At 36.9% G+C, this 26472-nt stretch carries 27 protein-coding genes, 1 pseudogene and 1 other annotated feature (1 of these 29 only partly in view); of the genes and pseudogenes, 19 read left to right on the top strand and 9 right to left on the bottom strand.

Annotation, left to right across the window (positions count from 1 at the left end; translation table 11 throughout):
• On the top strand, positions 1-450 hold the full coding sequence (locus FD46_RS02475; RefSeq protein WP_057895603.1) for a MarR family winged helix-turn-helix transcriptional regulator: 450 nt from the start codon (positions 1-3) through the stop codon (positions 448-450).
• 213 nt (positions 451-663) lie between these two features.
• Here FD46_RS02475 and lrgB read toward each other — a convergent pair whose 3' ends face one another.
• The 3 genes from lrgB to FD46_RS02490 all read right to left on the bottom strand — a co-directional run bounded on the left by lrgB (position 664) and on the right by FD46_RS02490 (position 2736).
• Entirely contained in the window at positions 664-1386 is a 723-nt protein-coding gene (gene lrgB, locus FD46_RS02480; RefSeq protein WP_057895604.1) for an antiholin-like protein LrgB, read from the bottom strand.
• A 1-nt stretch (position 1387) separates the two neighbouring features.
• Positions 1388-1858, bottom strand: coding sequence for a CidA/LrgA family protein (locus FD46_RS02485; RefSeq protein ID WP_057895605.1), 471 nt, complete (start codon positions 1856-1858; stop codon positions 1388-1390).
• A gap of 140 nt (positions 1859-1998) precedes the next feature.
• Positions 1999-2736: a LytR/AlgR family response regulator transcription factor gene (locus tag FD46_RS02490; protein WP_057895606.1), complete on the bottom strand. Its 738-nt coding sequence runs from the start codon at positions 2734-2736 to the stop codon at positions 1999-2001.
• A gap of 473 nt (positions 2737-3209) precedes the next feature.
• Between FD46_RS02490 and FD46_RS02495 the strand changes: the two genes are divergently transcribed.
• From FD46_RS02495 to FD46_RS02520, 7 genes are all read left to right on the top strand, one after another.
• Positions 3210-4580 carry a sugar porter family MFS transporter gene (locus FD46_RS02495; RefSeq protein ID WP_057895607.1) on the top strand — a complete coding sequence of 457 codons (1371 nt, stop codon included), beginning with the start codon at positions 3210-3212 and terminating at the stop codon, positions 4578-4580.
• 168 nt (positions 4581-4748) lie between these two features.
• The gene (locus FD46_RS02500; RefSeq protein WP_268872838.1) at positions 4749-6035 is read left to right on the top strand and encodes an MATE family efflux transporter; all 1287 of its coding nucleotides are present in this window, start codon (positions 4749-4751) and stop codon (positions 6033-6035) included.
• A gap of 282 nt (positions 6036-6317) precedes the next feature.
• Positions 6318-7493 carry a serine hydrolase domain-containing protein gene (locus tag FD46_RS02505; protein WP_057895609.1) on the top strand — a complete coding sequence of 392 codons (1176 nt, stop codon included), beginning with the start codon at positions 6318-6320 and terminating at the stop codon, positions 7491-7493.
• A gap of 77 nt (positions 7494-7570) precedes the next feature.
• A complete protein-coding gene (locus FD46_RS10525) occupies positions 7571-8101 on the top strand; it encodes an LD-carboxypeptidase (protein ID WP_235805531.1) in 531 nt (176 codons plus the stop codon).
• A gap of 72 nt (positions 8102-8173) precedes the next feature.
• Positions 8174-8392, top strand: coding sequence for a hypothetical protein (locus tag FD46_RS10530; RefSeq protein ID WP_235805532.1), 219 nt, complete (start codon positions 8174-8176; stop codon positions 8390-8392).
• Positions 8393-8729: 337 nt separating this feature from the next.
• A complete protein-coding gene (locus tag FD46_RS02515; protein WP_057895610.1) occupies positions 8730-9980 on the top strand; it encodes a dicarboxylate/amino acid:cation symporter in 1251 nt (416 codons plus the stop codon).
• 209 nt (positions 9981-10189) lie between these two features.
• On the top strand, positions 10190-11284 hold the full coding sequence (locus tag FD46_RS02520; RefSeq protein WP_057895611.1) for an acyltransferase family protein: 1095 nt from the start codon (positions 10190-10192) through the stop codon (positions 11282-11284).
• A gap of 19 nt (positions 11285-11303) precedes the next feature.
• On the opposite strand, the gene FD46_RS02525 is transcribed toward FD46_RS02520, so the two are convergent.
• Positions 11304-12233: an alpha/beta hydrolase gene (locus FD46_RS02525; protein WP_057895612.1), complete on the bottom strand. Its 930-nt coding sequence runs from the start codon at positions 12231-12233 to the stop codon at positions 11304-11306.
• Between the two features lie 353 nt (positions 12234-12586).
• Between FD46_RS02525 and FD46_RS02530 the strand changes: the two are divergent.
• A pseudogene (locus FD46_RS02530) lies at positions 12587-13834 on the top strand (MFS transporter).
• A gap of 136 nt (positions 13835-13970) precedes the next feature.
• On the opposite strand, the gene FD46_RS02535 reads toward FD46_RS02530, so the two are convergent.
• Entirely contained in the window at positions 13971-15362 is a 1392-nt protein-coding gene (locus FD46_RS02535; RefSeq protein WP_057895613.1) for an amino acid permease, read from the bottom strand.
• Positions 15363-15905: 543 nt separating this feature from the next.
• A complete protein-coding gene (locus FD46_RS02540; RefSeq protein ID WP_057895614.1) occupies positions 15906-16592 on the bottom strand; it encodes a Crp/Fnr family transcriptional regulator in 687 nt (228 codons plus the stop codon).
• A 199-nt stretch (positions 16593-16791) separates the two neighbouring features.
• Here FD46_RS02540 and larA point away from each other — a divergent pair, with 199 nt between their 5' ends.
• The 6 genes from larA to FD46_RS02570 all read left to right on the top strand — a co-directional run bounded on the left by larA (position 16792) and on the right by FD46_RS02570 (position 22763).
• Positions 16792-18069 carry a nickel-dependent lactate racemase gene (larA, locus tag FD46_RS02545; RefSeq protein ID WP_057895615.1) on the top strand — a complete coding sequence of 426 codons (1278 nt, stop codon included), beginning with the start codon at positions 16792-16794 and terminating at the stop codon, positions 18067-18069.
• A 4-nt stretch (positions 18070-18073) separates the two neighbouring features.
• Positions 18074-18835, top strand: a complete 762-nt coding sequence (gene larB, locus FD46_RS02550) for a nickel pincer cofactor biosynthesis protein LarB (RefSeq protein ID WP_057895616.1) — start codon at positions 18074-18076, stop codon at positions 18833-18835.
• Positions 18832-20061, top strand: a complete 1230-nt coding sequence (gene larC / locus FD46_RS02555) for a nickel pincer cofactor biosynthesis protein LarC (protein ID WP_057895617.1) — start codon at positions 18832-18834, stop codon at positions 20059-20061. The genes larB and larC overlap by 4 nt, the downstream gene beginning before the upstream one ends.
• A 14-nt stretch (positions 20062-20075) precedes the next feature.
• The gene (larE, locus tag FD46_RS02560) at positions 20076-20912 is read left to right on the top strand and encodes an ATP-dependent sacrificial sulfur transferase LarE (protein ID WP_057895618.1); all 837 of its coding nucleotides are present in this window, start codon (positions 20076-20078) and stop codon (positions 20910-20912) included.
• Positions 20913-20918: 6 nt separating this feature from the next.
• Positions 20919-21638, top strand: a complete 720-nt coding sequence (locus FD46_RS02565; protein WP_057895619.1) for an MIP/aquaporin family protein — start codon at positions 20919-20921, stop codon at positions 21636-21638.
• 123 nt (positions 21639-21761) lie between these two features.
• Positions 21762-22763: a HoxN/HupN/NixA family nickel/cobalt transporter gene (locus FD46_RS02570; protein ID WP_057895620.1), complete on the top strand. Its 1002-nt coding sequence runs from the start codon at positions 21762-21764 to the stop codon at positions 22761-22763.
• A gap of 557 nt (positions 22764-23320) precedes the next feature.
• Here FD46_RS02570 and FD46_RS02575 read toward each other — a convergent pair.
• From FD46_RS02575 to rpmG, 3 genes are all read right to left on the bottom strand, one after another.
• On the bottom strand, positions 23321-24232 hold the full coding sequence (locus FD46_RS02575; RefSeq protein ID WP_057895621.1) for a metal ABC transporter solute-binding protein: 912 nt from the start codon (positions 24230-24232) through the stop codon (positions 23321-23323).
• A gap of 185 nt (positions 24233-24417) precedes the next feature.
• A complete protein-coding gene (locus FD46_RS02580) occupies positions 24418-24804 on the bottom strand; it encodes a hypothetical protein (protein ID WP_057895622.1) in 387 nt (128 codons plus the stop codon).
• 91 nt (positions 24805-24895) lie between these two features.
• Complete coding sequence (gene rpmG, locus FD46_RS02585; RefSeq protein ID WP_057895623.1) at positions 24896-25045, bottom strand: 50S ribosomal protein L33; 150 nt, start codon at positions 25043-25045, stop codon at positions 24896-24898.
• A 158-nt stretch (positions 25046-25203) separates the two neighbouring features.
• Between rpmG and rpmF the strand changes: the two genes are divergently transcribed.
• The 4 genes from rpmF (at position 25204) to FD46_RS10650 (ending at position 26167) form a co-directional block, all read left to right on the top strand.
• Positions 25204-25368, top strand: a complete 165-nt coding sequence (gene rpmF / locus FD46_RS02590; protein ID WP_057895624.1) for a 50S ribosomal protein L32 — start codon at positions 25204-25206, stop codon at positions 25366-25368.
• A 10-nt stretch (positions 25369-25378) separates the two neighbouring features.
• Positions 25379-25648 (top strand): 30S ribosomal protein S14, encoded by a 270-nt coding sequence (gene rpsN / locus FD46_RS02595; protein WP_057895625.1) that lies wholly within the window; start codon positions 25379-25381, stop codon positions 25646-25648.
• 18 nt (positions 25649-25666) lie between these two features.
• Positions 25667-25792: a putative metal homeostasis protein gene (locus FD46_RS10395; protein ID WP_169790351.1), complete on the top strand. Its 126-nt coding sequence runs from the start codon at positions 25667-25669 to the stop codon at positions 25790-25792.
• A 240-nt stretch (positions 25793-26032) separates the two neighbouring features.
• Positions 26033-26167, top strand: coding sequence for a hypothetical protein (locus tag FD46_RS10650; RefSeq protein ID WP_268872839.1), 135 nt, complete (start codon positions 26033-26035; stop codon positions 26165-26167).
• A 231-nt stretch (positions 26168-26398) separates the two neighbouring features.
• Positions 26399-26472 (top strand) — a binding site (T-box leader) (it continues 156 nt past the right edge of the window).

The raw sequence follows: 26472 nt of genomic DNA on the forward strand, positions 1-26472 counted from the left end.
ATGGGATTAGAACATAGGCCTAATAAATTAGAGGATGAGCTTTGTTTTGCAATCTATACTTCACAAAAAATATATAACAAGTTTTATACAACAGCGCTTAAAGAATATAAACTTACTTATCCCCAATATATTACCTTACTAACACTTTGGGAAAATGAAGAGCCGATGATGATTAAACAAATCGGTGCAAAGTTGAATTTAGACAATGGAACTTTAACACCATTATTGAAACGAATGGAAAAAGATGGTTGGATTGAAAGAAAACATGGTGAAGAAGATGCACGGCGTGTTTATATCTGTCTTACACATAAAGCTCGTAATAAAAAGTATGAAATCAAGAACAAATTAACTTCCTGTTTTGCAGCAGTTGATATGACTACTGAAGAGTATCAAAGGGATGTTAAACTGGTTAAGGAAATCGGCAAGAGAATTGGACTAGAAGGCGGTTGACAATGTGGCGACTGGCAATTTAAGCTATGTACTCTAAAGGCGAAAATACATACTTGAGTATCCGAGAAGATAATCTATGCTGACCATTAAAACACGTTAATTCGCATATTTCAGATTAAGACAAAGAGGCTGGGGCAAAAGTTAACTTTTGCCCCAGCCTCTTAACTTAAAGATGAGCTTCTTTCAGTGCGGTTTTAATATACAGTGTTCTTTTCAAAACAAGAACTTTGAGACCACTGGAACAACGATGTCAACTACAACACCGATTACAACTACTGCAATTGCAGCCATCGATCCTTGTACCGAACCTAACTTTAAAGCGTAGGCAGAACCAATCGTATGCCCGGATGTTCCTAACCCCAAACCAGTTCCGATAGGATCTGAGTTTAAATGGAAGAAACGAACAAGCCAATCACCTAAAGCATAGATAATAACGGCATTTAAAATGCATGCCATCGCAGTTATTGCAGAATTGCCTCCGATAGCATTAGAAATAGGCAGAGCAATAGCAGTGGTAGCAGCTTGCGGAAGCATGGATGCAATTCCACTTTGATTTAGCCCCATTAATTTTGAGATAAAGACAATTGCGAATAATGAAAGTGTTGTTCCAACCAAAAGTCCTGCCATAATTTCTTTCCAATATTTCTTGATAACATCGTTACGTTTATACAAAGGAATAGCAAATGCGATTGTTGCAGGATTTAAGAACCAAAAAATCAAATCGCCGCCGGGTTTATAGGCTTGCGTATAGAATTTTGCAACATCTTGATGCAACAGATTTGCAAGTAAGACCAAAATTAAAATTCCCAAAACCATAGCAACAAATAAGGGCTGAAATAGGAAAAGGCCATGAGATTTTTTAAAAAGCCATTGACCGCAAAGGTAAACAGCTAAAGATAGAAAAATTCCAAAGAAGGGACTTGTAAGTAAAGCCATGTTAATCTTCTCCTTTCACGTGAATCTGACTTTTTAATATAAGCGGGCGTTGCGTTAACTTGTGTTTTTCAACGTGGATTTTCTTCATCCAGATAAACAAGCGGGTTGTGTAAGCAGTTACAACTAGCAAAATGATTGTTGAAAGAATAATAACCAAGATGAGCTGTAAACCTGCTGAACGCATGACTTCAAGGTTGGCTGCCAAAGAAATTCCCGAAGGAACAAAGAGAAAACCGATGATACTGATAAAAAATGCTCCTAGTGAATCAACCCATTCAATTTTGATAATGTGTAATGACAATAAAGCGTATAACAAAACCATCCCAATTACTGGAGCAGGGACAGGAAAAGATTTAGGAAACAGACCGGAAGCTAAATTTGAAATAAAAAGAAGCGAAGCATAGATACCCATTTGGACAAGAAGAGGGGCTTTTTTTGCAGCACTCTTTTTGTTTTGTTTATTCTCATTCATTGTCTCATCCTTCTTTCTTAACTAATTGTTCTTTATGGTGTAAGAATAATACAATAAATTAAAAAAAAACGTTTTTTGCAGTTAACTGCAAAAAACGAAGGGTGAATGTAGAAAAATACTGATTAAAGAGCCACGCTTTTCTACATATTGAGACGAGCTTTTAACTCCTTGAGATAAGAACGACCTACAGGGATTCTTTTATTATTATTCATTATCAGAATATAAGTATGATTAAACCAAGGCTGAATTTCCCGAATACTGTCAACGTTAACAATGGAACTGCGATGAACTTGAAGAAAAAACTCTGAATTCAAGCGTGATTTTAACCAAACCAGCGTTTCATGTGAAACATACTGGCTGCCGTTTTTGATATAAATTGTCAATTCACCGTTTTCAACTGTTCCTGCAATAATATCTTGTGTTTTGATAACAACTGTCCGTTCATCACTTGTGAGGGTTATGAACTGGGTATCTGAAGTCTCCTTTACTGTATCTGGCTTTTTTTTAGTTAATCTAGCAGAAAGTGCAGCACTCGCTTTTTTTAATGCCTGATTTATCCGTTCTTGGTCAAAAGGTTTTAAAATATAGTCAATTGCATCGATATTAAATGCTTGCACAGCATATTTATCATATGCTGTAGCAAAGATAATAAGAGGGGGATTCACAAGCTGATCCAATTCTTTTGCTAAAGTAAATCCGTTTTCTTCATTTAAAGAAATGTCCAAAAACACTAAATCTATCTGATGTTTAAAAAGAAAAGAAAGAGCTTCTTTAATTCCCTCCGCTTTAAAAACAGTTTCGACAGTAATATTTTGTTTTAACAAATAGGCGAGTTCATCCCGTGCCAAAGGTTCATCATCAACAAGTAGGACGTTCATTCCAATTTCCTCCAGTTTTAGTCAAGTCAAAGACAGAATACCTATTACATATTATAGTATAATTGAACATTGTTTTAAAATTCAGTTGACTATGAAAAAGGTGATTACAGCATAAGCTCATTTTAATAAATTACAGGAATTTATTTTTAACTTTAGAGCTTGGATTAACTGAGACTCATTGAAATAAATTGTGCGTGCAGGAAACACAGTACTTAAAGAATTGATGCTAAAGCCTTATTATTGGTTTAATTATTATCGTGGTAGTAACATAAAAACGTACACTTTAATATTAGAAAGTTATAGTTTATATATGGTTAATTAAAAACTTTCTTTATATAAAATATATTTGAGAGTTGATAAACAACTGGAGATATAGGAGTGGTCTGGTTTAGTAAATCGATTTTTTAAGTTGAAAAGGCAGAACAAGGAAGTCGTTACTTAGAATTTAACAAAAGGAAGTTAGATTAGCAGATATGGAAAAAAGAAAGCATAACCAGCGCTTATCAGCCCAACTTTCTGCATATGTAATTGCTCTAGGCGGTTTTTTATTTGGATATGACACTGGGGTTATTAACGGTTCTTTAGCATTTATGAGTCTTAAGGACCAATTGGCACTTAATGCAGGGACTCAAGGAATTGTTTCTAGTGCTTTAGTATTTGGAGGCATTTTTGGAGCTCTTAGCGGGGGGAGAGTTGCTGATAAGATTGGCCGAAGAAAATTATTACGCTGGATGGCAATCTTGTTTGTGATTGCTGCATTAGGATGTACCTTTGCTGCAAACATCTTCATTTTAGTAATTTTTCGTTTTATTTTAGGGCTCGCTGTAGGAGCTGTTTCTGGATTGTCTCCAATGTATCTTTCGGAGATATCAACTCCGGATCGTGTCGACCAGAATGTTAATAAAAACGCGATAGCGATCGTCTTGGGTCAGGTAATTGCTTTTACTGTAAATGCAGTTTTAGGTAACATATGGGGCGACTGGCATCCGATTTGGCGTGTGATGATGTTAATGGCTGCTATTCCTGCAATTTTGATGTGGGTAGCTTCTTATAAAATACCTGATAGCCCTAGATGGCAAATACTTCATGGGAAACTAGAAGACGGAAAAGAAGACTTTGACAACTTGGGATTTTCTCAAGAAGTAGCAAAAAGAAGCATTACAGCAATTCAAAATAGTTTAAAAAGAAACAAAAAAACAATTTCATTGCTGCAGGTATTTCGTAATAAATCATTAGTATTTATTCTTATTGTTGGTATGAGCCTTGCTTTGATCCAACAAATTTCCGGGGTTAACACTGTGATGTATTACGGAACCGTGGTATTGGAAGATATCGGTTTATCCAGAGGATCATCTCTTTATGGGAACATTTTGATCGGTCTTGCATCTTTTGTTGCAAGTATAATTGGGACGCGTTTGATAGCAGCACATAACCACCGTAATATTCTATTATTAGGAATAATAGGAAATGCATTTTTTTTAGGAATGTTGTCGTTAATTTTACAAATGCACCTTTTACCTGCTCATTTACTTAATATTGCTGTATTAATCTTTTTGACTCTATTTTTAGCGAGTCATCAGGGGATTGTCAGTCCAGCAACTTGGCTAATGATTTCTGAGATTTTCCCGCTGCCAGTTAAGGCACGCTTTATGGCTTTTGCAACTGGAACTATTTGGTTGGCCAATTTTATAATTAGTTTGATTTATCCTACACTGATAGCTTTGCTAGGTTCAGCAGTGACATTTATGGTCTTTTCGCTCACAAATGTTTTCAGCATTTTATTAACCTTGTTTTTAATAAAGCCGAAAAAAATTCAAGAGGCAAAACATCTGTCAATTAAATAAATTTAACAGCTTAAAAAGCAGGCATGAAAATATAGGAGAATTCTTTTACTTGAAATGAAGTTAAAATAAAGTAAACTTTTTAATAAAGCAGCTAAAATATGAGGTGATCACATTTTAACAAAGGGAACTCCATGGAAGGTTATTCTTAACTTTGCCTGGCCTATCTTATTGAGTGGCCTTTTACAACAATTTTATAACTTGGCTGATCTTATGATTGTCGGTCAATTGCTGGGACAACAAGCAGTAGCCGCAATTGGTAGTACAGGCAGTTTGGTCGGCTTTGTACTGGGGTTTTCACAGGGTATCACTACTGGGATGGGTCTCATTATTGCGCGCTTGTTCGGTTCCAGAGATCTTAAAGCAGTCCAGCGCCAATTTAGTATCAGCTGTTTAATATGTGCAGTGATAGCATTTGTTTTGACGTTATTGAGTATGGTGTTTGTTGGGAACATGTTGGTTGCTTTGGGTACACCATCATCGATTTATAGTAATGCACGAAACTACATTTTAGTAATTTTTGCAGGGATCCCAATCTCGATGGCATTCAATCTATTTGCTAACATGTTGCGCTCAATTGGAAACAGCCGCACACCGCTTATCTTTTTGACCATTGCTGTAATAGTTAATATAATACTGAACTTTATTTTTATCTTGGCTTTTGGTTTAGGTACATCGGGCTCTGCACTTGCAACTGTCATTTCCCAATTGGTAGCTGCTGTATCGTGTGGTATCTATATGATGCGTAATGATGTTGTTTTTCATTTTAAAAAACCAATTAAGCTTAAATTAACCGAGGTAGGAAAGCAATTAGCGGTTGGGATTCCTATGGGATTACAGTTTTCAATTATTGCAGTAGGAGCACTGCTGGTTCAGCGTGCTTTAAACAGTTTAGGCACAAACGCAATCGCATCTTCATCAGTTGCTTCAAAGGTTGATCAGGTTGCGATGCTGCCGATGTCGGCTCTGGGGGCTGCGTTGGGAACTTATATCGCACAGAATTACGGCAGCCTTCAGTATAAGCGAATTTTAGTTGGAATTAAACAAACAAGCTGGATATCTCTTGGAATAGGTGCTTTTTTAGCCATTAGTATTATCACTTTCAGTGATATGCTGACGTATTTGTTTATCTCTGCTCCGTCCAAAAGTTTACTGGAACTCAACAGTTTATATTTTAGGGTTGTAACGCCTTGGTATATTCTGCTGTCAGTGCTTTTTATTCTGCGATTTACCTTGCAAGGTCTCAATTATAATCTCTTGCCGATGATTGCAGGAGTAGTCGAGCTGATTATGCGGATGATAGCGGCTTTGATTTTTGTAAACTACTGGGGATACTTTGGAATCTGTCTGGCAGAACCATTAGCATGGGGTGGAGGATTATGCACCATGTTATTCTGGTTCCCTTCTGTAATTCGACAGATTAAGCATTTAGTAAAAGTTGAGTCACCTGGAAGTTGATATTAGCTAGCAGTAAAAACTAAAAATATAACTGGTTTTATAATAGTTGAGTATGAGGTGCGGATGATTTAGTTTAGCTAAAAAATTGTATAAATGATTTTTACCAGCAAAAGTAAAAGATTCAGGCAGCTGTGTGAGAAATATTGAATGCAGCATACAGCATAGTTAAAGATTGCGACATTAAAGCCGATTTTACTCGAATAAATGTAACTGTTATGATAAATATAGCTACTTTTAATAACAATCCTCTTATATAAAAACATGTTGAAGGGACACTTCAGGATGAAATTTTTCAATTTTAAAAATAAACGCGTGTTGATGGTAATTTTTTTAGCCTTGTTCTTAGTGCTGGGAATAATTTTCAGTATTTGCCAACTTGAAGGAAGCCAATCATCTGTGCAAGTACATAAAAAAGATGAAACAAAAGCGAGTATAGGCTCCAACCATATCAAACGACCTCAAAAAAATAATGCGGCAGCGTTGTCTGTAAAAAATGAGCCGACCATTGTAAAAAATCATTCGTTAGATAACTTTTTTTCACACAACGGCTTTATTGGCAGTGTCATTATTGTACAAAATAATCAAGTGGTTTTGGAAAGGGGCTATGGGTACGCTGATACTACGCAAAAGCGCAACAACACCTCTAATTCGCTTTTCTTAATAGGTTCAACTGAAAAAGCAATGATTGCTACTTCAATTTTGCAGTTGAAAGAAAAGGGAAAGCTGAATCTTGACGACCCGATTGCTAAGTACTATCCTAATTTTCCTAACGGACAAAAAATTAAGTTACGCAACCTTTTGACTCATACTTCTGGGATCAATGGTCGTGCAGAAACATTCTCTAAGAAAACACCAAAAGAACTCTTACAAGAAATCATTGCAAATGGAATTAGGAGCCAGCCTGGTCAGTGGCATTACTTGGATGCAAATTATATTGTCTTGGCAGATTTGGTTGTAAAACTCTCAAGCCAATCATTAAGGGAGTACTTGAAACAACACATTTTTCAGCCTAGTAGGCTTGAACATACAGGTTTTGCAGACGCAAACTTTTTTAAAAAACAAAATAGTTCGCTAGGATATGTCAAACAGCATTATTTAACGGATACACAAACAGAAAAATTGCCAGAATTTTCTCAGCTTTATGGAGTAGGTGACATGTATATGGATCCTGCAGATATGTATCGGTTTGATCAAGCACTGAACAGCGGCAAGCTGATTTCACAAAAGGATTTACAAACGATGTTCACTCCCGGAAGCAGCTCACATTATGGAATGGGTTTTTACAATGATCCTGGTTTGATTGTTAACCGCGGTTTTTTATCGGGGTTCAGTATTTCCAATGGCTTTACCCATGATAAGAAAGACTTTATTGTCTTATTTTCTAATGTTAAGGACGATAAAATTTCTTTAGGAACTTTAAATGGCCATATCTTAGCACTTTTAAATAGTCAGCATTAAGAAAAAGAAACGAGATTTGAGGCTTTAGTACTATATTTATTTAGATAATATAAGGGTGAGATGAACTGCATTGAAAATTGGTTTTTATTCTTCTAACTTCCATTACTAATTTATCACCAGAAAGATTTAAACGCGCTAAGAATTTCTTAGAGGCTAAGAGGGTAGTTTTAGTTGCCGGTAATTTGACTGGGAAAAGGGATTTTTATCGTTCTGGTTCTATTAACCAACGTGCTGCTGAAATTAACCAACTAATCTATGATGATACCATTGATATTATTATGTCTACAATCGGGGGAACTAATACTAATTCTGTTGTTCCATATATTGATTATTCATATTTGAAACGGCATCCTGAAACGTTTGTAAGCTATTCAGATACTACAGCTTTGTTGTTAGCGGTCAAAGCCAAAGCACCAAACTGTCGCGTATTATATGGGCCTGCATTAGTTGCGTCTTTTGGCGAGTGGATGCCATATACCGAACAACCATGGTCTTATTTTAAAAAAGTATGCACTGCAACTGGGGATTTCATAATAAAATTTAAAGCATCGAAATTTTGGAGTGATGAAAAAGCCAACTGGGAAACTCATGAGTATGAAAAAAAGTGATCTCAAAATTCTTGGAAGTATGTCAATCAGCCAATTTTAGAAGATAGAATAATTGGTGGGAATTTAAATACAATGTACGGAATTTTAGCATCCCCATATTTTTACCCAATCCATGCAAACGATATTTTATTTATTGAAGATGCTGCTACAATCGAAAAAAATTTTGCCATGCTTAAAGATGCTGGAATCTTTAACCATATCAAAGGAATAGTTCTCGAAAAACACGCTTTATTTAATGACATAGGTTCCGGACGACAGCCATTGGAAATTTTGCAGGAAGTACTTCAATAATTCAAAGTTGCCAATTACAGCGGGGTACGACAGTTGCCATACAATTTTCCTATGGTTACCACACCGCTTGGAGCACCAAGTCAAGATCAATGCAGCTGATATGGCCGTTTCGTTTTCGAAATTTTAGAAACATTAAAATGATAACTTATGAAATTGAAATAGCAGAATTTTATAATATTGTAACTTTATAATGCAATACACAAAGTTTAATGACCACGGTATATATTAAGTTATAAGTTAAAGTGGATTTCTATTAAGAATTTTTCAAAATAAGTGTATCATTAAAACTGTTTGATACTTAGAGTAGTAAATATTTTTGAAGAATCGGGGATTGATCATGGTTAAGTTTTGGAGGAATTATCGGGGAACAATTTTATTATTTTGCGGATTAATTTTGGGTGGGCTTGCAGGTGCTGTCTGGGGTACTAAGGTTAATGTAGTGAAACCCCTGGGGGATCTTTTTTTGAATCTGATGTACATGATCTTGATTCCACTTGTTTTTTTCAGTATTTCTTCTGCAATTGCCGGGATGACAGAGATGAAGCGTCTTGGCAAAATTCTTGCAACCACATTGCTTGTTTTTTTAGGAACGGCACTTATTTCTGCGATTTTAGGATATTTAGCAGTTCTTTTATTTCGGCCGATTAATAATGTGGATATGGCAAGTGTCCGGCACTTAATGGGAAATGTTAAGGGTGCAGGCAAGCAGGTTTCAGGTTTAGAGCAGCTGATTAATACATTTACCGTTGATGATTTCAGTAAAATTTTATCTAAAGATCACATGTTGCCTTTGATTGTGGTGGCGCTTTTTACGGGGATCGCTACTTCAACTTCTGGTGAAGCAACTAAGCCCTTTGCACGAGTTCTGGCAGCTGGGAATGTTGTTACAATGAAGATCGTTAAATATATTATGTACTATGCCCCAATTGGTTTAGGCTGTTTCTTTGCCACAGTTATTGGCAACCTTGGTTCAGAAATGGTAACTGCTTATTTAAGAACTTGGTTAGTATTTCTTGGATTTGCTTTTTTCTACTTTTTCTTTGTTATGAGTGGGTATGCTTTTGTTGCAGGCGGGGCCGCTGGTTTCAAAATGTTTTGGAAAAATATTGGTAAGCCTGCTATTACGGCGATTGCAACGAGTTCATCAGCTGCAACCATCCCTGTTAACTTGGAATATACTAAGCGGATGGGTGTAACACCTGATATTGCAGAAACCGTAATTCCTTTGGGAGCTAACACACACAAAGACGGTTCAGTAGTGGGAGGCATTTTGAAAGCCACTTTTCTATTTGTTCTGTTTGGCCGTAATATTGCTTCTCCTGAAAATGCATTGCTGATTATTTGTACCGGGTTCCTTGTTGGGGTTGTTATGAGTGCAATTCCAGGAGGCGGGTTCGTTGCGGAAACTGTTATTATCACAGTATTTGGTTTTCCAATGTCAGCATTGCCGTTGATCTTGATTATTAGTGAAATTATTGATGTCCCTGCAACACTATTGAATTCTTCAAGCAATACTACTGCTGGTATGTTAGTCACACGTTTTGTAGAAGGAAAAGATTGGTTGAAAAATTTCCAAAAAATTCAGTAAAAATAGTTAATTGATTTGACAATGTAAAAGTCTCGTAATTCTATTATTGAATGGGAGACTTTTTTGCTAGGCTAAATTCTTAACAAATATATGATCCAATGTAATATTATGTTATGTAACTCTATATTTCTTTATCATAGAAACTTTACTATGGTAGTTTTCAGAAAATAATTTAGAGATATTTAAAAAGTTATGAAAGTATGTGGATTATGGCAAAAAGAAAGAGAATTTTATGGGCCGACTATGCTAAATGCCTTGGGATAGTTGCAGTAGTTTTAGGCCATGCTATTAATAGGGGTGAACCTGGGAAAGCTTTAGATGTAGTTTATAATTCGATTTACTGGTGGCATATGCCGCTTTTCTTTATTATAGGCGGTTTTTTCCTCAAACCAATCAGGTTTAATCTGGCTGGTTGGCGTTATTTGTTGCTAAAACGTGCTAAGCCGCTGCTGTTGAGCTACTTGTTTAATGGGATATTTTTAATCCTTTTAAGTCACTTTGTGCGGCAGCAGTCCTGGCACTATACTTGGAATTATTTTATGCGGCTTTTATATGGTGGACAAACCCTTAATAATTATTTAAGTGTCTTTTGGTTCATGACCACTTATATTCTTGGAATAATTGCTGCCATTATTTTGATTTCACTGGTGAAAGCACCTTTGTTTCAGATTTTATTTTCCAGTGTTATTTTTGGTATTGGTATTATTCTGCAAGGAACCGATTTTTGGAGCCACTCAGATTTTCCATGGGATGCCTTGGTAGTTCCCTTGGTTATTTTTTGGATGGTTTGTGGATATAATAGTTTTAAGTTGTTCAGAAAGATTTGTTTAAAATGGAAGTTATTGTATTTAGTATCTGCTATTTTGTTGTATGCTGTTCTTATTTACCGCTATGCTATTGGAAAGTTAGGATTTGAACTTTGGTTGAAATCCGATCAGATCACAACCGGTAAACAGGCTTTATTAATCCCATTAGCATTATGCTTTGGTGTTTTTGTCCTATGTGAGATAATTGGGCACTTTGGGACGTTCAAACTGTTACTTACAGTAGGTAGAAATTCTGAAATAATAATGTATTACCACAGAGCTGCTTTTGACATTACTACTGCGATTGCCTTTTTAGATCATTGGTATTTACGTTTACTTGTAGGTATTTTTGTGCCATTGCTTTTTGCATATTTTTTAAGATTGCTTAAGCGACGATTATATCCAAAAGAGAATGAGGGTACGAAAATACAGGGACCGTTCCGGCGTTTTTTGCTTGCTGTTTTCCGTGAGTATTTGAGCCTTAACTCTGCAAAATAATTTGTTTTGTTACACTAGCCTATTCGCTTTTGGGCAAACTAGTAATTGGTTTCTTATTCCACAAAAAGTTTATCAGCGCTTTATTGACTACAAGATTATTTTGATGAAGCCGACTGTGCTGGGCATTAGGTCCAATAACTTCAAGTTCATGGTAAACTTGGACTTGTTTTCTTAATAAATATCCTAGGGATCTGGCAGAAACGAGCGTTACCACGCCATCTGAGTTTGTTCCATCACCCAAGTTACCATAAATATTAAGGACTTGTGCCTGCTTAGGAAAACGTTTATGCAGTTTAAGCAATTTTTGATACTCTGCGTGAAGGATTAGAGGCTTCCCGTTTTCCAAAAGGCGGTTTTCATTAGGGCGGTCCTCCCATAAACCGCTTAAAGGTGTTTTAAGCGGCTGGTCCAGTTTATGGTTATTGATAATGCCATCATAAGGGCCAGCAATCAAGACGATCCTATTGATTCGAGGATACTTCTTATCGTTAGCAACCAGCATATTATAATAGGCCCAAGCATAAGCTCCCATTGAATGGCCTACAGCGTTAAATTTTTTTATACGGTATTTATTTTTTAAAAACTGCGTTACGTTTTTTAACCACTCCGCGTCTTGAAACTCGCCAGCGCGTTTGTTATCAAAGACGACCTCAACAATAGGATTATTTACTTTCTCTTTTAGCTGGCCTTTAGTTTTCAGCTGCCCATTTGGCCGTACATGAATAATCATTGCTTTTTTAGCGACATGCATTCTTTCGGCGGCTTTTGCCATTGGTTCTTCTGAATGGAGTGTACCATTCCAACCATGAACAAAGATTGTAGGTATATTACTTGAGACGTAATGTGTTTTAAGATAATGATAATGATTTAATTGCGTTATTGCGCCATAGCCTATAGCAATTACTAGGATACAGCTAAGCAGCCAGAAAAAAACTTTTTTAGGTTTCACTTAAATATTTTTCCTCTCTTGTTCAAGGCAATTTTATAAATTGGTTTCTAAGGTTAACAGGGAATGTTATTGGAAAACAATTTAGTCTCAAAACTTCGTTTATAATAAAGTATCTTACACTTAACGGATTTGAGTCAATGATTCAGCTATGTTTATGTAAATTTTTACTTTGCTGATAATAATCTTTAAGGTTTCCCCATATTGTTTATAAGAAGTAAGGATAAAGGTAAAACAGCGAGTTATTTTTACATAGAAAGATCGTTTTTCAATTTTTAACTTGGTAAATTGCAGATATTTTATATGACAATCCCTGTTTATAAATATTCAATTAAAAAGATTGGTGATGTGAAGTAATGCAGACTGGAGTTTTATCAAACACTTTTTCGGCCCTTAAATCGCGCAATTTTCGTTATTTTTGGTTTGGGCAATGTATCTCTGTTATGGGAACTTGGATTCAAAGAACTGCCCAGACTTGGCTAGTTTATCAAATGACAAAATCAGCTTTTTTGGTGGGCCTTCTATCGGCTTGCCAATTTGTTCCGATTCTTGCGTTTACTCTAGTAGCCGGAACACTGATTGACCGTTTTCCTAAACGAGCAATCCTTCTGTTTACGCAGTGGGGGTTTTTGATTTTAGGGGCTGCTATGACTATTATCGTCTATTTTAAAATCGTTCAGTATTGGCAGATTCTGGCGATTGCAATTGGAATGGGAATATTACAAAGTTTTGATACACCAACGCGTCAATCATTTGTCGTTGAACTAGTAGGAGAAAAGGATCTGTTGAACGGTATTTCATTAAATTCTTCGATTTTTAATTTAGCAAAGATTGCAGGGCCGTCACTTGCTGGCATTTTAATGGTGAAATTTGGTTTAAGCTGATGCTTTTTCATTAACACACTAAGTTATTTTGCTGTCATTTTAGGACTGTATCGTATCGACAAAATACCGGCTGCAGTTCAAATTCATAAAAAGGCCAAAATTGTGCAGGATATTTTAGAGGGATTGCATTATGTGACTTCCCATGCTGAGATTAAACTGGTTGCAGAAATGATGGTGATTATCAGTACTTTGAATTTCAACAATAATGTCATCATTCCTATTTATGCCAAGGAGGTGCTGCATGAAGGTGCGCAGGGTTATGCAAATTTACTTTCAGCTACTGGAATCGGATCGCTCGTAGCTGCATTTCTCATGAGCTACTTAGCACGCTATGGATTAAACCGCAAACTTTATTTAGCAGTTTCGCTGGGAACAATGATCTTGCAGTCTTTAATGTTGTTTATCCATAGCTTCGGTTTGGCAGTTGCGGTAATGGTGATGGTAGGTTTTTGCAACATGATCTTCTTGAACCAGTCTAATGCTTCATTCCAAGTGGGCATTCCAAATAAACTTCGTGGGCGTATTATGAGCGTTTATGTCCTGCTCAATCAAGGGACTACTCCAATTGGCAGTTTATATGTAGGAATAACAATGGACTTAGCTTCGGGGTTATGGGGGTTCCCATCATGTGGTCTCTTAGCTTTGGTTTTAGTGCTTGCAGTCTTCACTGTTCATCGAAAAACATTAATGCTGTGGCTGCTGCCAAAAGAGCAAATGTAGGTTTGTTAAAGCAAGAATAATTTTATAAACGAAAAAACGGATCGAAATAAAAGCATAGGCTTAAATTCGATCCGTTTCTGTTTATAAAACGGTTCTTTATCTGAATGGTTATTAGTCAGCGCAGTAATGATGCTAACTATAATTGTTCATTTGACAATACTTTCCGCTGATGGAGATACGTTACTGCACCGAATATCAAAGTCCAAGCAATTGCTCCAACAGCACCGATAATATCTTCTGGAATGAAGAATAGGCTTATAAAAATAACCACAAAAAATGCAATTGTCAAGGGACTTGTAATTTTATAAGCCGGCATTTTGAAACCATCATCCAAGAAGTCGTTAGACATTCTGTACTTGCGATGGGCAAGCATTGCTAGTGTATAAACAATAATATACATATCGCTTGAAATACCGGTAACAATGGTAAACACCGATGTAATTTCGTTAGTTAGACTCATAATAGGTGTGATTAAAACCAGTGCTGCAGAAAGAATGATTGCAGGTGCTGGAACACCGCTTTTAGAAATTTTAGCAAAAGTCTTATACATCCAGTTGTCTTCTGGAACTTCAGTAGCAAGCTGATAAAAATGTCGTCCAGCTGAAAAGATACAGCTGTTAAGCGAGGATGCAGCAGAGGTCAAAACTACAAAGTTAATAAGTGCTGCTGCTGCTGGGAACCCGGCTAACTTGAATACCTGAACAAAAGGACTGCTGCTTGGGGAGATTGAAGTCCATGGGATGATACCCATAATGACGATTAATGCACCAATATAAAACAAGAGGATTCGAAGTAACGTTTCATTAACAGCTTTTTTGATAACACTGTGGGGACTTTTGGCTTCGCCAATTGTGATACTGACAAATTCGATTCCTTGAAAAGCAAAAAATACCATGGGGAAAGCTGAAATAAAGTTGAAAGTGCCATGCGGGAATAAAGTATAGTTATGGAAAATATTTGTAATTGAAGCATGCCCTAGAGGGGTTGCTGAGTGACTGAACATCATGAAAATCCCTGTAATAATCAACGCTACAATGGCAACAATCTTAATCATCGCAAACCAAAATTCAGCCTCACCGAATAAGCGTGCAGCTATTAGGTTAACACAAGCCAGTACCCCAAGAAAGATCAATTCAACTATCCATGAAGGAATATTAGGAAACCAGAATTTTACGTAGGTAGCAGTGGCAGTAAGTTCGGCCATGCAAACGAATAACAGACCTATCCAGTAAGTCCAGCCGGTAAAATGTCCAATAGTCGGACCTAAGTAACGGGAAATAAATGAAACAAAAGTATGTTGAGAAGGATCAGAGTAGAACATCTCGCCAATTGCCCTCATCATAAAGAAGAAAAATAAGCCAAGTACTAAATAAACCAGCATTACAGAAGGACCAGTTTTTGAAATAGTGCTCCCTGATCCTAAAAATAGCCCAGTTCCAATTGTGCCGCCAATAGCAATCATTTGAACGTGGCGGTTGCTTAAAGCACGCATTGTACCATCCTGGTTAGTCGTAGTTTTTGTTTTCATAAAGAATCCCCCTTAGGATTACGTGTGAAACGAGGCAAATAATAATCAATTTATAATTTAAATTTCATTGAGTGTACCACTTTTTTTATCAGGAGTTATTTTTAATGACACAAAAATTATACTTCAACCCTTAAAAGCTGCATTTTTGCAAGCGCTTTATTGACTGAAACTTTTGGAAATAGCGTACTTTACTTATGAAAACAAACTTATTGTTAAACTTTAAGTTTGAATCGTATAAATTAACTTGAAGTGAGTTTATATGCATATAAAAGACCTTTTGAAAATTCAAAGACGGTGTTAGTAAACTGAAATATAAATTATAACGATGAATAACTAACTAATTCGGAGCACACTTTAATGGCGGTTTTTCAAAACTGCCAAAAAGATGGTTAAGTGGAAAAGACTGATTATTAAAACACGTTAATATGGAAATTGCACAAGAGTACCAAAAACTGAGCCAAAACATAAGTTTTGGCTCAGTACCGCTCTTTAGCTGTTTTTCAATGAATGATCAGCAAGCTCTGAATTTTGACGGTAGTTTCTTTAATAAGCAATATAATCATCAAGCTTTTGTGCATCTGTAATGATAATACAGCGCTTATTGCTAGGACCATTGCCAAATTCGATAATACCTTCGTCTTTTAATTTACGCATCATGCGGCTGACACTTGTATGGTTAGCGATTCCGCAAAAGCCAGCAATATCTTCATTAGTAACATAAAAGTCAATTAAAATCTTAGAACTGTTTGGCAATTTGCGACCGAATTTTAAAGCTATATCACGCAGAAAATTTGCAAGAGCTCCCAATTTTCCGTTCATTGTCAGACGTTGCAGACGAGAAAAATTTTCTGACAGGCGGTGACGATAATACTGTTTAACATAGTTTTGCAGTTGCGGGTTTGCATTGACATACTGCCAGAATTTAACGCGATTGATTTGATAAAACGCTGCTGTTTCAGATTCTATTCGGACATTAAACGGTTGTTCATCATATTGCAGAGCCTCATCATGCAATAGAGAAATTACATCTGGTTGATTAATATACGAGATATTGAACTCGCGGCCGTCCTGCAGGATGACTGAAGTTTTAATAATTCCTTCCTTGAGGATAAAAACACTGGCTGCCTTTAAACCGTGGAAAGTCAGATAAGTATGATACTTTTTGGTGATGGTTAATATTTGTTTACTTTTTAAAAAATGGACCAAATAATCAATATCTTTGTTAGGCAACGATTTTCCTCTATTCTGCTATTTTATTGCTATCTTTATTTTATCCATAGATAGTATTGATTTGTATTAACATTTGATAATATTTTTTGGCATCATTATCTGATTATTAACTTTAGTAGTCATGATTGTCAATGAAAGGATTTTTCAAAAGTATATCATTTCTCAATGTTAGCAAAATGAAAGAGGATGAATATGCAACATGGTAGAACTAAAGCTTCCATATGATCATGGAACAGTCACTGTTAAGATTCCAAAAGAAAAGTTGGCTGGGACTTTGATCTCAAAGGCGGCAACATATAAAGCCGCATTTTCAGAAAGTGAATTAGTTGAGCGTTCTTTGGACAATCCGATTGGAAGTCCATCATTAGAAAGCCTGGCAAAAGGAAAGAAAAATATTGTGATTATCAGTTCTGATCACACGCGTCCAGTACCATCACATATTATTACACCGATTCTTCTACGCCGCTTGCGTGCAGCAGCGCCTGAAGCGCGGATTAGAATTTTGGTAGCAACTGGGTTCCATCGTCCATCAACTCATGAAGAACTTGTTTCCAAGTATGGTGAAGAAATTGTGGCTAATGAAGAAATTGTTATGCACAAGTCGCAAAATGATGAAGATATGGTGAAAATTGGCAAACTGCCTTCAGGCGGTGACCTGATTATCAATAAGGTAGCTGCAGAAGCTGATCTTTTAATTTCAGAGGGTTTTATTGAATCTCATTTTTTTGCTGGCTTTTCTGGCGGCCGTAAGTCTGTTTTGCCAGGGGTTGCTTCTTATAAGACAATCATGGCGAATCATTCAGGCGAGTTTATTGATGATAAACATTCACGTACAGGAAACTTGCATCATAATCTCATTCATCACGATATGGTGTATGCGGCTAAGAAGGCCGGTTTACGATTTATTTTAAATGTTGTGTTGGACGAGGATAAGAAAATTATCGGTTCTTTTGCAGGTGATTTGGAAGCAGCTCATAAACAAGGGACAGATTTTGTTGCTGATTTAGCAGGAGTTAAAGCGATTAAGAGTGAAATTACTATTTCGACTAATGGTGGTTATCCCCTGGATCAGAATATTTATCAAGCAGTTAAAGGAATGACTGCTGCAGAGGCAACCAATAAGCAAAACGGAACGATTATTATGGTTGCCGGCTGCCGCGATGGTCACGGTGGAGAAGGGTTTTATCATAACATTGCGGATGTAGCAGACCCGCAAGAATTTCTTGATGCAGCTATAAATACTCCCCGTTTAGAAACAGTTCCTGATCAGTGGACTTCGCAAATTCTTGCACGTATCCTGGTTAACCATCATGTTATCTTTGTTTCAGATTTAGTTGAGCCTGACCTGATTACCAGTATGCACATGGAATTGGCCAAAACGATCGACGAAGCATTGCAAAAAGCATACAAACGCGAGGGACAGGATGCAAAAGTAACTGTAATTCCAGATGGTCTGGGCGTTATTGTAAGGAATTAATCTAATGAAACAAAGTGAAATTTTGCAATTTTTGCAACAAGTTGCCAAACAGAAGATTTCTCCTGAAAATGCATTGTTAAAGATGCAGGATAATGGTTTTACTGAATTGGAGTACGCAAAAATTGATACTGAACGTACAGCACGGACCGGCTATCCGGAAGTGATCTATGGTGCTGGGAAGTCTGCTGCACAAATTACCGGTATTGTGCAGGCAATGAAGCAGCATGAACAGCCTATTCTTGCTACCAGAGTAGCAGCTGATAAGGCAGCTGCAGTATTAACACAAGAACCGCAGCTTAAGTATGACGAGGTTGCACATACTTTAGTATTGTCAGTGGCCCCGCCTGAAAGAATTGGTGAAATTGCAATTGTGACAGCGGGAACATCGGACATCAACGTGGCTGAAGAAGCTGCAGTTACTGCTGAACTCTTTGGTAATGAAGTCACACGAATCTATGATGTCGGAGTTGCAGGGATTCAACGGCTTTTTTCAAAGCTGGACCTAATTCGAAGAGCAAATGTTGTAATTGTGATTGCCGGAATGGAAGGCGCATTAACCAGTGTTGTTGGTGGTCTGGTTGATGTACCAGTGATTGCTGTTCCAACCAGTGTAGGGTACGGCAGCCACTTGAATGGACTGACTCCCCTGCTGTCAATGCTGAATAGCTGTGCAGCAGGAATCAGTGTGGTTAATATCGATAATGGTTTTGGAGCTGCGTATAATGCCAGTATGATTAATCATTTAGCGGGAGGAAAGCAGAAATGAAAACATTAGTCTTAGATGCTTTTTCAGGAATTAGCGGGGACATGTTTTTGGGTGCAATGTTTTCTTTAGGTTTATCGCGGACTGACTTTGAAGCTGAATTAGCCAAATTGCACGTTTCGGGATTTCAGCTGACGGTTGAACGGACAGAGCATTCAAGTATTTCAGGCGTTGATTTTGATGTTGTTTTAGCAGATCATCAGCATAAAGACAATGGAGTCACTGAACATGGTCATCATCATGGCAGAAACTTTCAAATGATTCAGAATCTGCTCCAAAAAAGCGTCTTGAAGGACACAGTAAAGCAGCGGGCATTAAAGATGTTCAAGGAGATTGCAGTGGCTGAAAGCCATGTCCATCATAAGCAGCTGAATGAAATTCATTTTCATGAAGTTGGTGCATTGGATTCTATTGTAGATTTAGTGGGTGCTGCAATTGCAGTTGACCTTTTAGAAGTCGATCAGATCGTGGTTAACAACTTGGCAGAAGGGACGGGAACAATTAAGATTGCCCATGGAATTGTTCCTGTGCCCGTACCAGCCGTGATGCAGATGCGCCTAGGAACGAATATCCCAGTACAGCAGCGTTTTGACGTTCATACAGAATTGGTTACGCCTACTGGAATGGCTATTGTTAAATGTTTGGCGGATGGTTATAACGTAACCGATACTCTAGGGATTCTGGAAAAGACCGGTTATGGATTCGGCAAGCGTGATACTGGCAGCCTAAACGCTTTACGGGCCAGTTTGTTCAACTCTAAACTGAGCAGCCAAAATGTTGTACAGACACAGGATCATGTACAGCTGCTGGAAACTAATTTGGATGATATTACCGGTGAACAGCTTGGTGATGCTATCAGCGCAGTAATTGAGCTGGGAGCTAAAGATGCATGGAGTGAACCTATCATGATGAAAAAAGGTCGTCCTGCATATAAATTGTGTGTGTTGCTCGCTTCTCAGCAAAAGGAACAAGTGCTTGAATACTTATTCAGTCAAACGCCCGCAATCGGTGTCAGGTACCAGCTAATACAACGTGAAATAATGCAGCGGCAGATAAAAACAGTTGCAACTTCTTTTGGAAAAGTTCAACTAAAACAACTGTCTTATAAAGGAATTACCAAGGTCTCTCTAGAACATGATGAACTCTTACGATTGGCAGCACACTGGCAAAGACCGGTTTCTAAGATAGAAAAGAAAATTTTAGCAGAATTACAAGGAAAAGTTAATTGAGGAAGGAAACAGAAATGAAAACATTAGCAGAAAAAGAAAATAAGTTACAAAATGCATTAGCAGATTACGACCGGATTGTAGTAGGTTTTTCCGGTGGAATTGATTCAACTGTTGTACTGAAAGAAGCACTCAATGCTTTAGGCAAACAAAATGTTTTGGCAGTGGTTGCTAATTCGGAGCTTTTTGCAGACGAAGAGTATAAAAAAGCGATTAAGCTGGCTAACGAGCTCGGAGCCCAGGTACAAGGAATCCAACTTGACTATTTAGCAGAAGAACATGTAAAAAACAACACTCCGGAATCATGGTACTACATGAAAAAGATTTTTTACCAAGAGCTAAACAAAGTTGCTGTTCAATTTAAAGCTTCTGCTGCCTTAGATGGAATGATTATGGACGATAATGCAGATTTTCGTCCAGGGCTAAGGGCTCGTGATGAAGAAGGTGCTGTATCTGTATTGCAACTGGCTGAGATGTACAAGTCAGAGGTGCGGGAATTAGCACAAAAACTCGGCCTTAAGAATTGGAATAAAGTAGCTTCATGTTCAGTTTCTTCACGCTTTCCCTACTACACGGAATTGACAAGTGAAAAAGTACAACGTGTATTAGCAGCAGAAGCTAGCTTAAGAGGCCGCGGCTTTGCAACTGTGAGGGTTCGTGTACACGATCAGATTGCGCGGATCGAAGTCCCTGCAGCAGACCTGGCTACACTTATTTCACAAAAGGACGCAATAGCACAGGAATTACAGAAATTAGGTTACGAATATGTAACGGTTGATTTGCAAAACTTTGAGAGTGGCCGGATGAATAAAACACTCTCAGCTACAGAAAAGAAGAAAGTGTTAGTGGGGTAGGAAAAGATGCATTATTCTTTATTAGTTCGTTGTATTGCGGAATTTATCGGAACTGCTGTGATGGTTGCCTTAGGAAACGGATCAGTCGCTAATGTTGAATTAAAAGGTACAAAAGGTTTCCATGGCGGCTGGGTTTTGATTGGGTTTGGTTATGGAATCGGGGTAATGATTCCTGCGCTGATGTTTGCAACTGTATCAGGAGCACAGATTAATCCGGCAATGACAATTGCGTTGGCAGTAACTGGCAGTTTTCCTTGGAAAGAGGTAGTTCCCTATATTATAGCCCAATTACTTGGAGCAATTTTTGGCCAGTTGTTGATTGTTCTGGCGTACAGGCCTTATTATAATGAAACGGTAAATCCTGAGGCTATCTTGGGAACCTTTTCGACAATTGATGCTGCAGATAGTTGGTTGAATGGTTTCATTAATGAATTTATTGGGACGTTCTTGTTAGCTATAGGTGCTCTTAGCATTACTGCAGATAAAATTGACGCTCGCGCTGACTTTATTGGACTCGGATTTTTGGTAATGTGTTTAGTGGTTTCATTTGGAGGACCAACTGGACCGGCATTAAATCCTGCTCGTGATATCGGCCCGCGTCTGCTGCATGCTGTATGGCCCTTTCCTTTTAAGGGCAGTTCGCAATTTGGTTATAGCTGGGTGCCGATCGTGGCACCGACTGCTGGTGCAATTGTAGCTGCAGTGATTTATCAAAGTATTTTCTAAAAGTCCCAGTCACTGTTCAAAGTTTTTCAAAAACGTTAAAGCAGTTCGTTTGTTACTTTTGACTGACGAGCTGCTTTTTAGCATTATAAATGAATAATTTTTTGATGGGAGGACATATAATTAATGAAAGAGATTAGGTCTTCAACAATAATGCCGTATTACTTATTGTCAGCTCTACTGCATATCACGGCACTTTTAGTCTTGTTTATGGCGGCACGGCAGAATTCAGCTTTTTGGGGTCTGGGGCTGCTCAGCTACACTTTGGGATTAAGACACGCATTTGATGCAGACCATATTGCGGCAATTGATAATACAGTACGTAAGCTGGTCAACCAAAAACGAAATGCTGCAGGAGTCGGTTTTTATTTTTCATTGGGACACTCAACTATTGTTATTTTTTTGGTTTTACTGGTAAGCTTCTCCGTTAACGTAGTAAAGAAACAACTTCCCTTTTTAGAGAAGCTAGGCGGCAAGGTCGGCGGTATTATCTCAGGCAGCTTTTTGCTTTTGCTGGCATTAGCTAACCTTGTTATTCTAATTAACCTATATAAAACCGCTAAAAAAGTCGATTTTGCAAATCTAAAAGAGAATGAATTGGATCAAATGTTGGGGGCCCGTGGATTCTTAACCCGAATTTTGGCACCATTGCTTAAACTGATCAATAAAAGTTGGCAAATGTATCCAATCGGCTTTTTGTTTGGATTAGGTTTTGATACCGCTACTGAGATTGCTTTAATTGCTCTTTCAGCTGGTAACTCACAAACAGCGGCTGGTTGGAGGATAATAGCCTTTCCATTACTGTTTGCAGCTGGGATGAACTTAATGGATACGACAGATTCTGTTATGATGACTAGTGCTTACCGCTGGGCTTTTGCAACACCTGTACGAAAAATTTATTATAATCTGACTATTACTTCAATTTCAGTAATTGCTGCTTTTGCAATCGGCAGTCTTGAGTTATTGCAAGTCGCAATAGCAGCAGCTAAAAAAGCTGGTAGAACTTGGAGCTGGTTGGCAGAATTAGATTTCAGCCAAACAGGCTACTTTTTAGTAGGCATCTTCTTGCTGCTATGGATATTGGCAAGTGTCCACTATAGATATAAGACACAAAGTTCGGTTTCCTAAAAAATTTATTAAACGCTAATGGTTGTTAGGTTGACAAGTAAAAATTGCAGGCAACAAAGAGAAGGACTGGATCAAAAGTTAACTTTTGACCTAGTCCTTCCTGTTTGTTTAAACTGAAAGATGTGAATCGACGTGTTTCAATAGTCAGCTTTTTCCGCTTAATCACGAAATTACTCATAGTTAAGCAGATCAAGTTCGTAATTCGCAGTTAATGCCCAAAGCCTAACGACTATTGGCACACTCCTCTTCCTATGATTAGTATCAATAAATTTTAGTTGAAGAGAATTTTTATTCAATGTGCCGCCGCTAACTTTTCTAAAAAATTCGCTTTAAAGGAGTTATTATGTGTTCTTATCAAGGAGATTTTAATTTTGATGAGAGTATACGGAAAAAACAAAAAGTTGGTTAATTGAAGCACGTTAATACAGATAAAGATAGGGCAGGATAAGAAGAGCTGGCTCAAAAAGTAAATTTTGAGTCAGCTCCTTAGTATTTAAATTTTAACCCAGTTTTTAGAAATCTAATTAATTGCTGGTTGGTTAAAACACAAGGTTAAATTAATTCTTTGCCTCTTTTTCCTGGATTTTTTCTAATTGCTTATATTGAGAAAGCATCCATTGTTTGTAAGTTTTGTTTTCTGGAAGAGTTTCTGTAACTTTTAAAACAGGAACTTTGTACTTTTTAGCTATCTTGACCAAATTGCTGACAGTTTTATCTGTTGCCTGCGTGTTTTGGACAAAGAAGGCGATCCTTTTGTGTTTAATGTCATTTTGCATTGTTTTGATGTCTTTTGGTGAAGGATCAGTTCCATCTTCTACAGCTTTAGCGAAATGGACATTCTTTTCTTTGTACCCAAGTTCTTTTAATGCATAATCAAAAACTGGCTCGCTGACATCAACATATTTTTTATCACTATTTTTGCTTAATTTTTTGACTTTGCTTGAAATGGGCTTAATTTCTTTGATATATTTTTTAGCATTGGCTTTAAAGTAAGCTTTATTTTGAGGACTCAAATTACCAAATTTAGTAGCTAAATAATTAGCTACTGCAGGCATTGTACCAGTACGATACCAAAGATGTTCATTATCTCCATCTTTTTTTCCTAAAACGTCTTCTCCAACGCGAATAACAGTAGCATTTTTATTATTTTTTGCTAACTTAGTCATCCAAGTATCATAACCAATGCCATTATAAAGGATTACATCTGCCTTGCTGACTTGTTTACCGACTTTAGTTGTCGGTTCGTAATCATGAGGATCAATACTGGGTTTAGTAATCACAGATGTCACTGTTCCCTTATCTCCTAATACAGCTTTAGCTGTTTCACCATAAAAATCGACTGACGAAATAACCTTAATTGAGTCTTTAGTAGTAGCTGCTTTTGCAGGATTTGCCAGCCCTAGAAATGCTAGTAAAATAGCAAACCCCGTAATTACACTAATCAAGAAAAAATTTTTCTTTTTTAACATCAGTTAATACGCTCCCTTTATGTACAAAAATATTTTAAAATCTGTCAGCACTATAATAGCGTAACATAAATTATTTTTTTGTAAACAGTATTTAATACTGTTTACAAAAATGATTATCTTTTTGATCTTCCTGCTGAAACTAAATAAGATAGAATTCAGTTTTATGATATGAATAATTAAGTTGATCAATCGATAATCTTTCGAGTGCTAAAGTACTCCTGCAGCTGCTCTTCTTCATCTTCATCAAAAAAAGACTGTTTTAATTGCCACAGAAGCTGATTCTTCAGTGACATTTTGATTTCCCAAAAACCATCAATTTTTTTAAAGAAGCTTTGCTTAAATTTTGCAAAAACAGGGTAGATAGCTAAAAATTGTGGAAATGACAAATCTTGTTCTTCGTTAATTTCTTTAACCCAACCTGCCTGTAATGCTTTGTCTGTAGGATATCCCCAAGGTGTTATTATCATGTTTTTGACTAAAAAACTGTACGTATCTGCTTTAGTTAGGTCTGGGTTAAGCTTGCTGAAAAAACGAAAACCCTGCTCGACTAGAGGAGGATACATGATTTCCATAGTATAAAACCTCGTTTTTGATTTTTTAATTATTTGTAACTAAAAGCATAGGCTATCTATCAGATTAAGATAAGATTGTCGCTTTTAAACACTACTTGATTTCAGTAAAGACCGCGCGATGCTGTAACTTTGGAGAATACTTCTTTAATCGCAGTTTTTCAGGAGTATTACGCTTATTTTTACTTGTTAGATATAAGCGTTCACCTGTTTCTGCACACTCTAAAATAATGTTAACTCGCATTTTCGTTCCCCCTTAATGGTAATAGTTACTGTTTATAAAATAACAAGCTTTATGTCTTCTGTCAAATGCTGTTTTAAAGCATGCTTTACAAATAATAAGTTATTGTGTATAGTCTTAACAGTAATAATTACTATTAAGTTTGAAAGAAGGTGTTCCGAATGGCAGTACCTAAAAGAAAAACTTCAAAAAGTAAAAAAAAGATGAGACGCTCGGGAAAGAAATTACCAAACCCAAGTATTCATCTTGATAAAGAAACCGGGGAGTTTGTCATGAGCCATCATGTATCTGATAAGGGATATTATGGCGGGAAAAAAGTACTTTAGGAGGAAAACAATGGCAAAAAAGTCAAAAATTGCTAAAGAAAAGAAAATAGAAAAAACTGTTCAACAATATGCTCAAAAACGGATTGAATTGATGCAAAAGCATGACTTTGAAGGTTTAAGCAAATTACCTAGAAATGCTTCTCCTACAAGGATTCACCGCCGAGATCTTATTGATGGCAGGCCACATGCGTATTTACGCAAGTTTGGAATGTCACGTATCAGATTTCGCGAATTAGCACATAAAGGGTTAATTCCTGGGGTTCGTAAAGCAAGCTGGTAGGTGGAAGCGGGTGTTAAAATGACGACAAAAAAAGATATGAATATTAATAGTGCGTATAGATTATTGAAAAGTCCCAACATTAAAAAACGCAAACGTGCTTTGAAAATAATCAAAGAAACCAAGAAAAAAGCACGCAGTTTTTAAAATATAATGGTTCTTAACAATAAAATAAAAATTAAATGTCTAACTTGAAATGTCGAGTCAAAATATAATTTTTGATCCGGCTTCTTTTTTACATCATGTTGATAGTATTGAATTTATTAGTAATTATTTTCAGATTCAATTAATGTTTTTGATAGGCTGATAATTTGTTGAAGCATAGCTATTACCTTATACTTAAAAATATAGAAAGCGTTTTTTTATTTTTTATAAGGGGGGATTTAAATGAAAAGCAGCATCGGTTTTTGGGCTAAACTGTCACTGATATTTACGGCTCTTCAATTTGCGTTTATTCTCTTGAAAAAGTACCGTGGTTATAAGAAAAGAAACCTTCACAAAAATGTTAAAGGTGAAGCGTAATATTACTGAGACTATCTTTTAGCTGAATTCAAACAGATAATGAGGTTATATTATGCGCTGCGGCACAGGTACCTTAAGCTTGGGTAGTTTATTTTAATCTATTTCTTAAGTCTGTACTTGTTGTTTCTGGTGCTATTGGCAGCGTGGCGATCAGCTTTTAGAGGCTTGACATCTTAAGAATGCAGGTGTAAGCTTCAATCAAACATTAGATTTAGCTAAGAAATTAAAAAGTAAACGGCTTTGAAGAGAACCATCGTTTTATACGTTCGATCAGAGAATTGCTGGTTGGTGAAAAGCAACTCGAC

This window comes from Liquorilactobacillus oeni DSM 19972 (assembly GCF_001436275.1).
Lineage (GTDB): Bacteria > Bacillota > Bacilli > Lactobacillales > Lactobacillaceae > Liquorilactobacillus > Liquorilactobacillus oeni.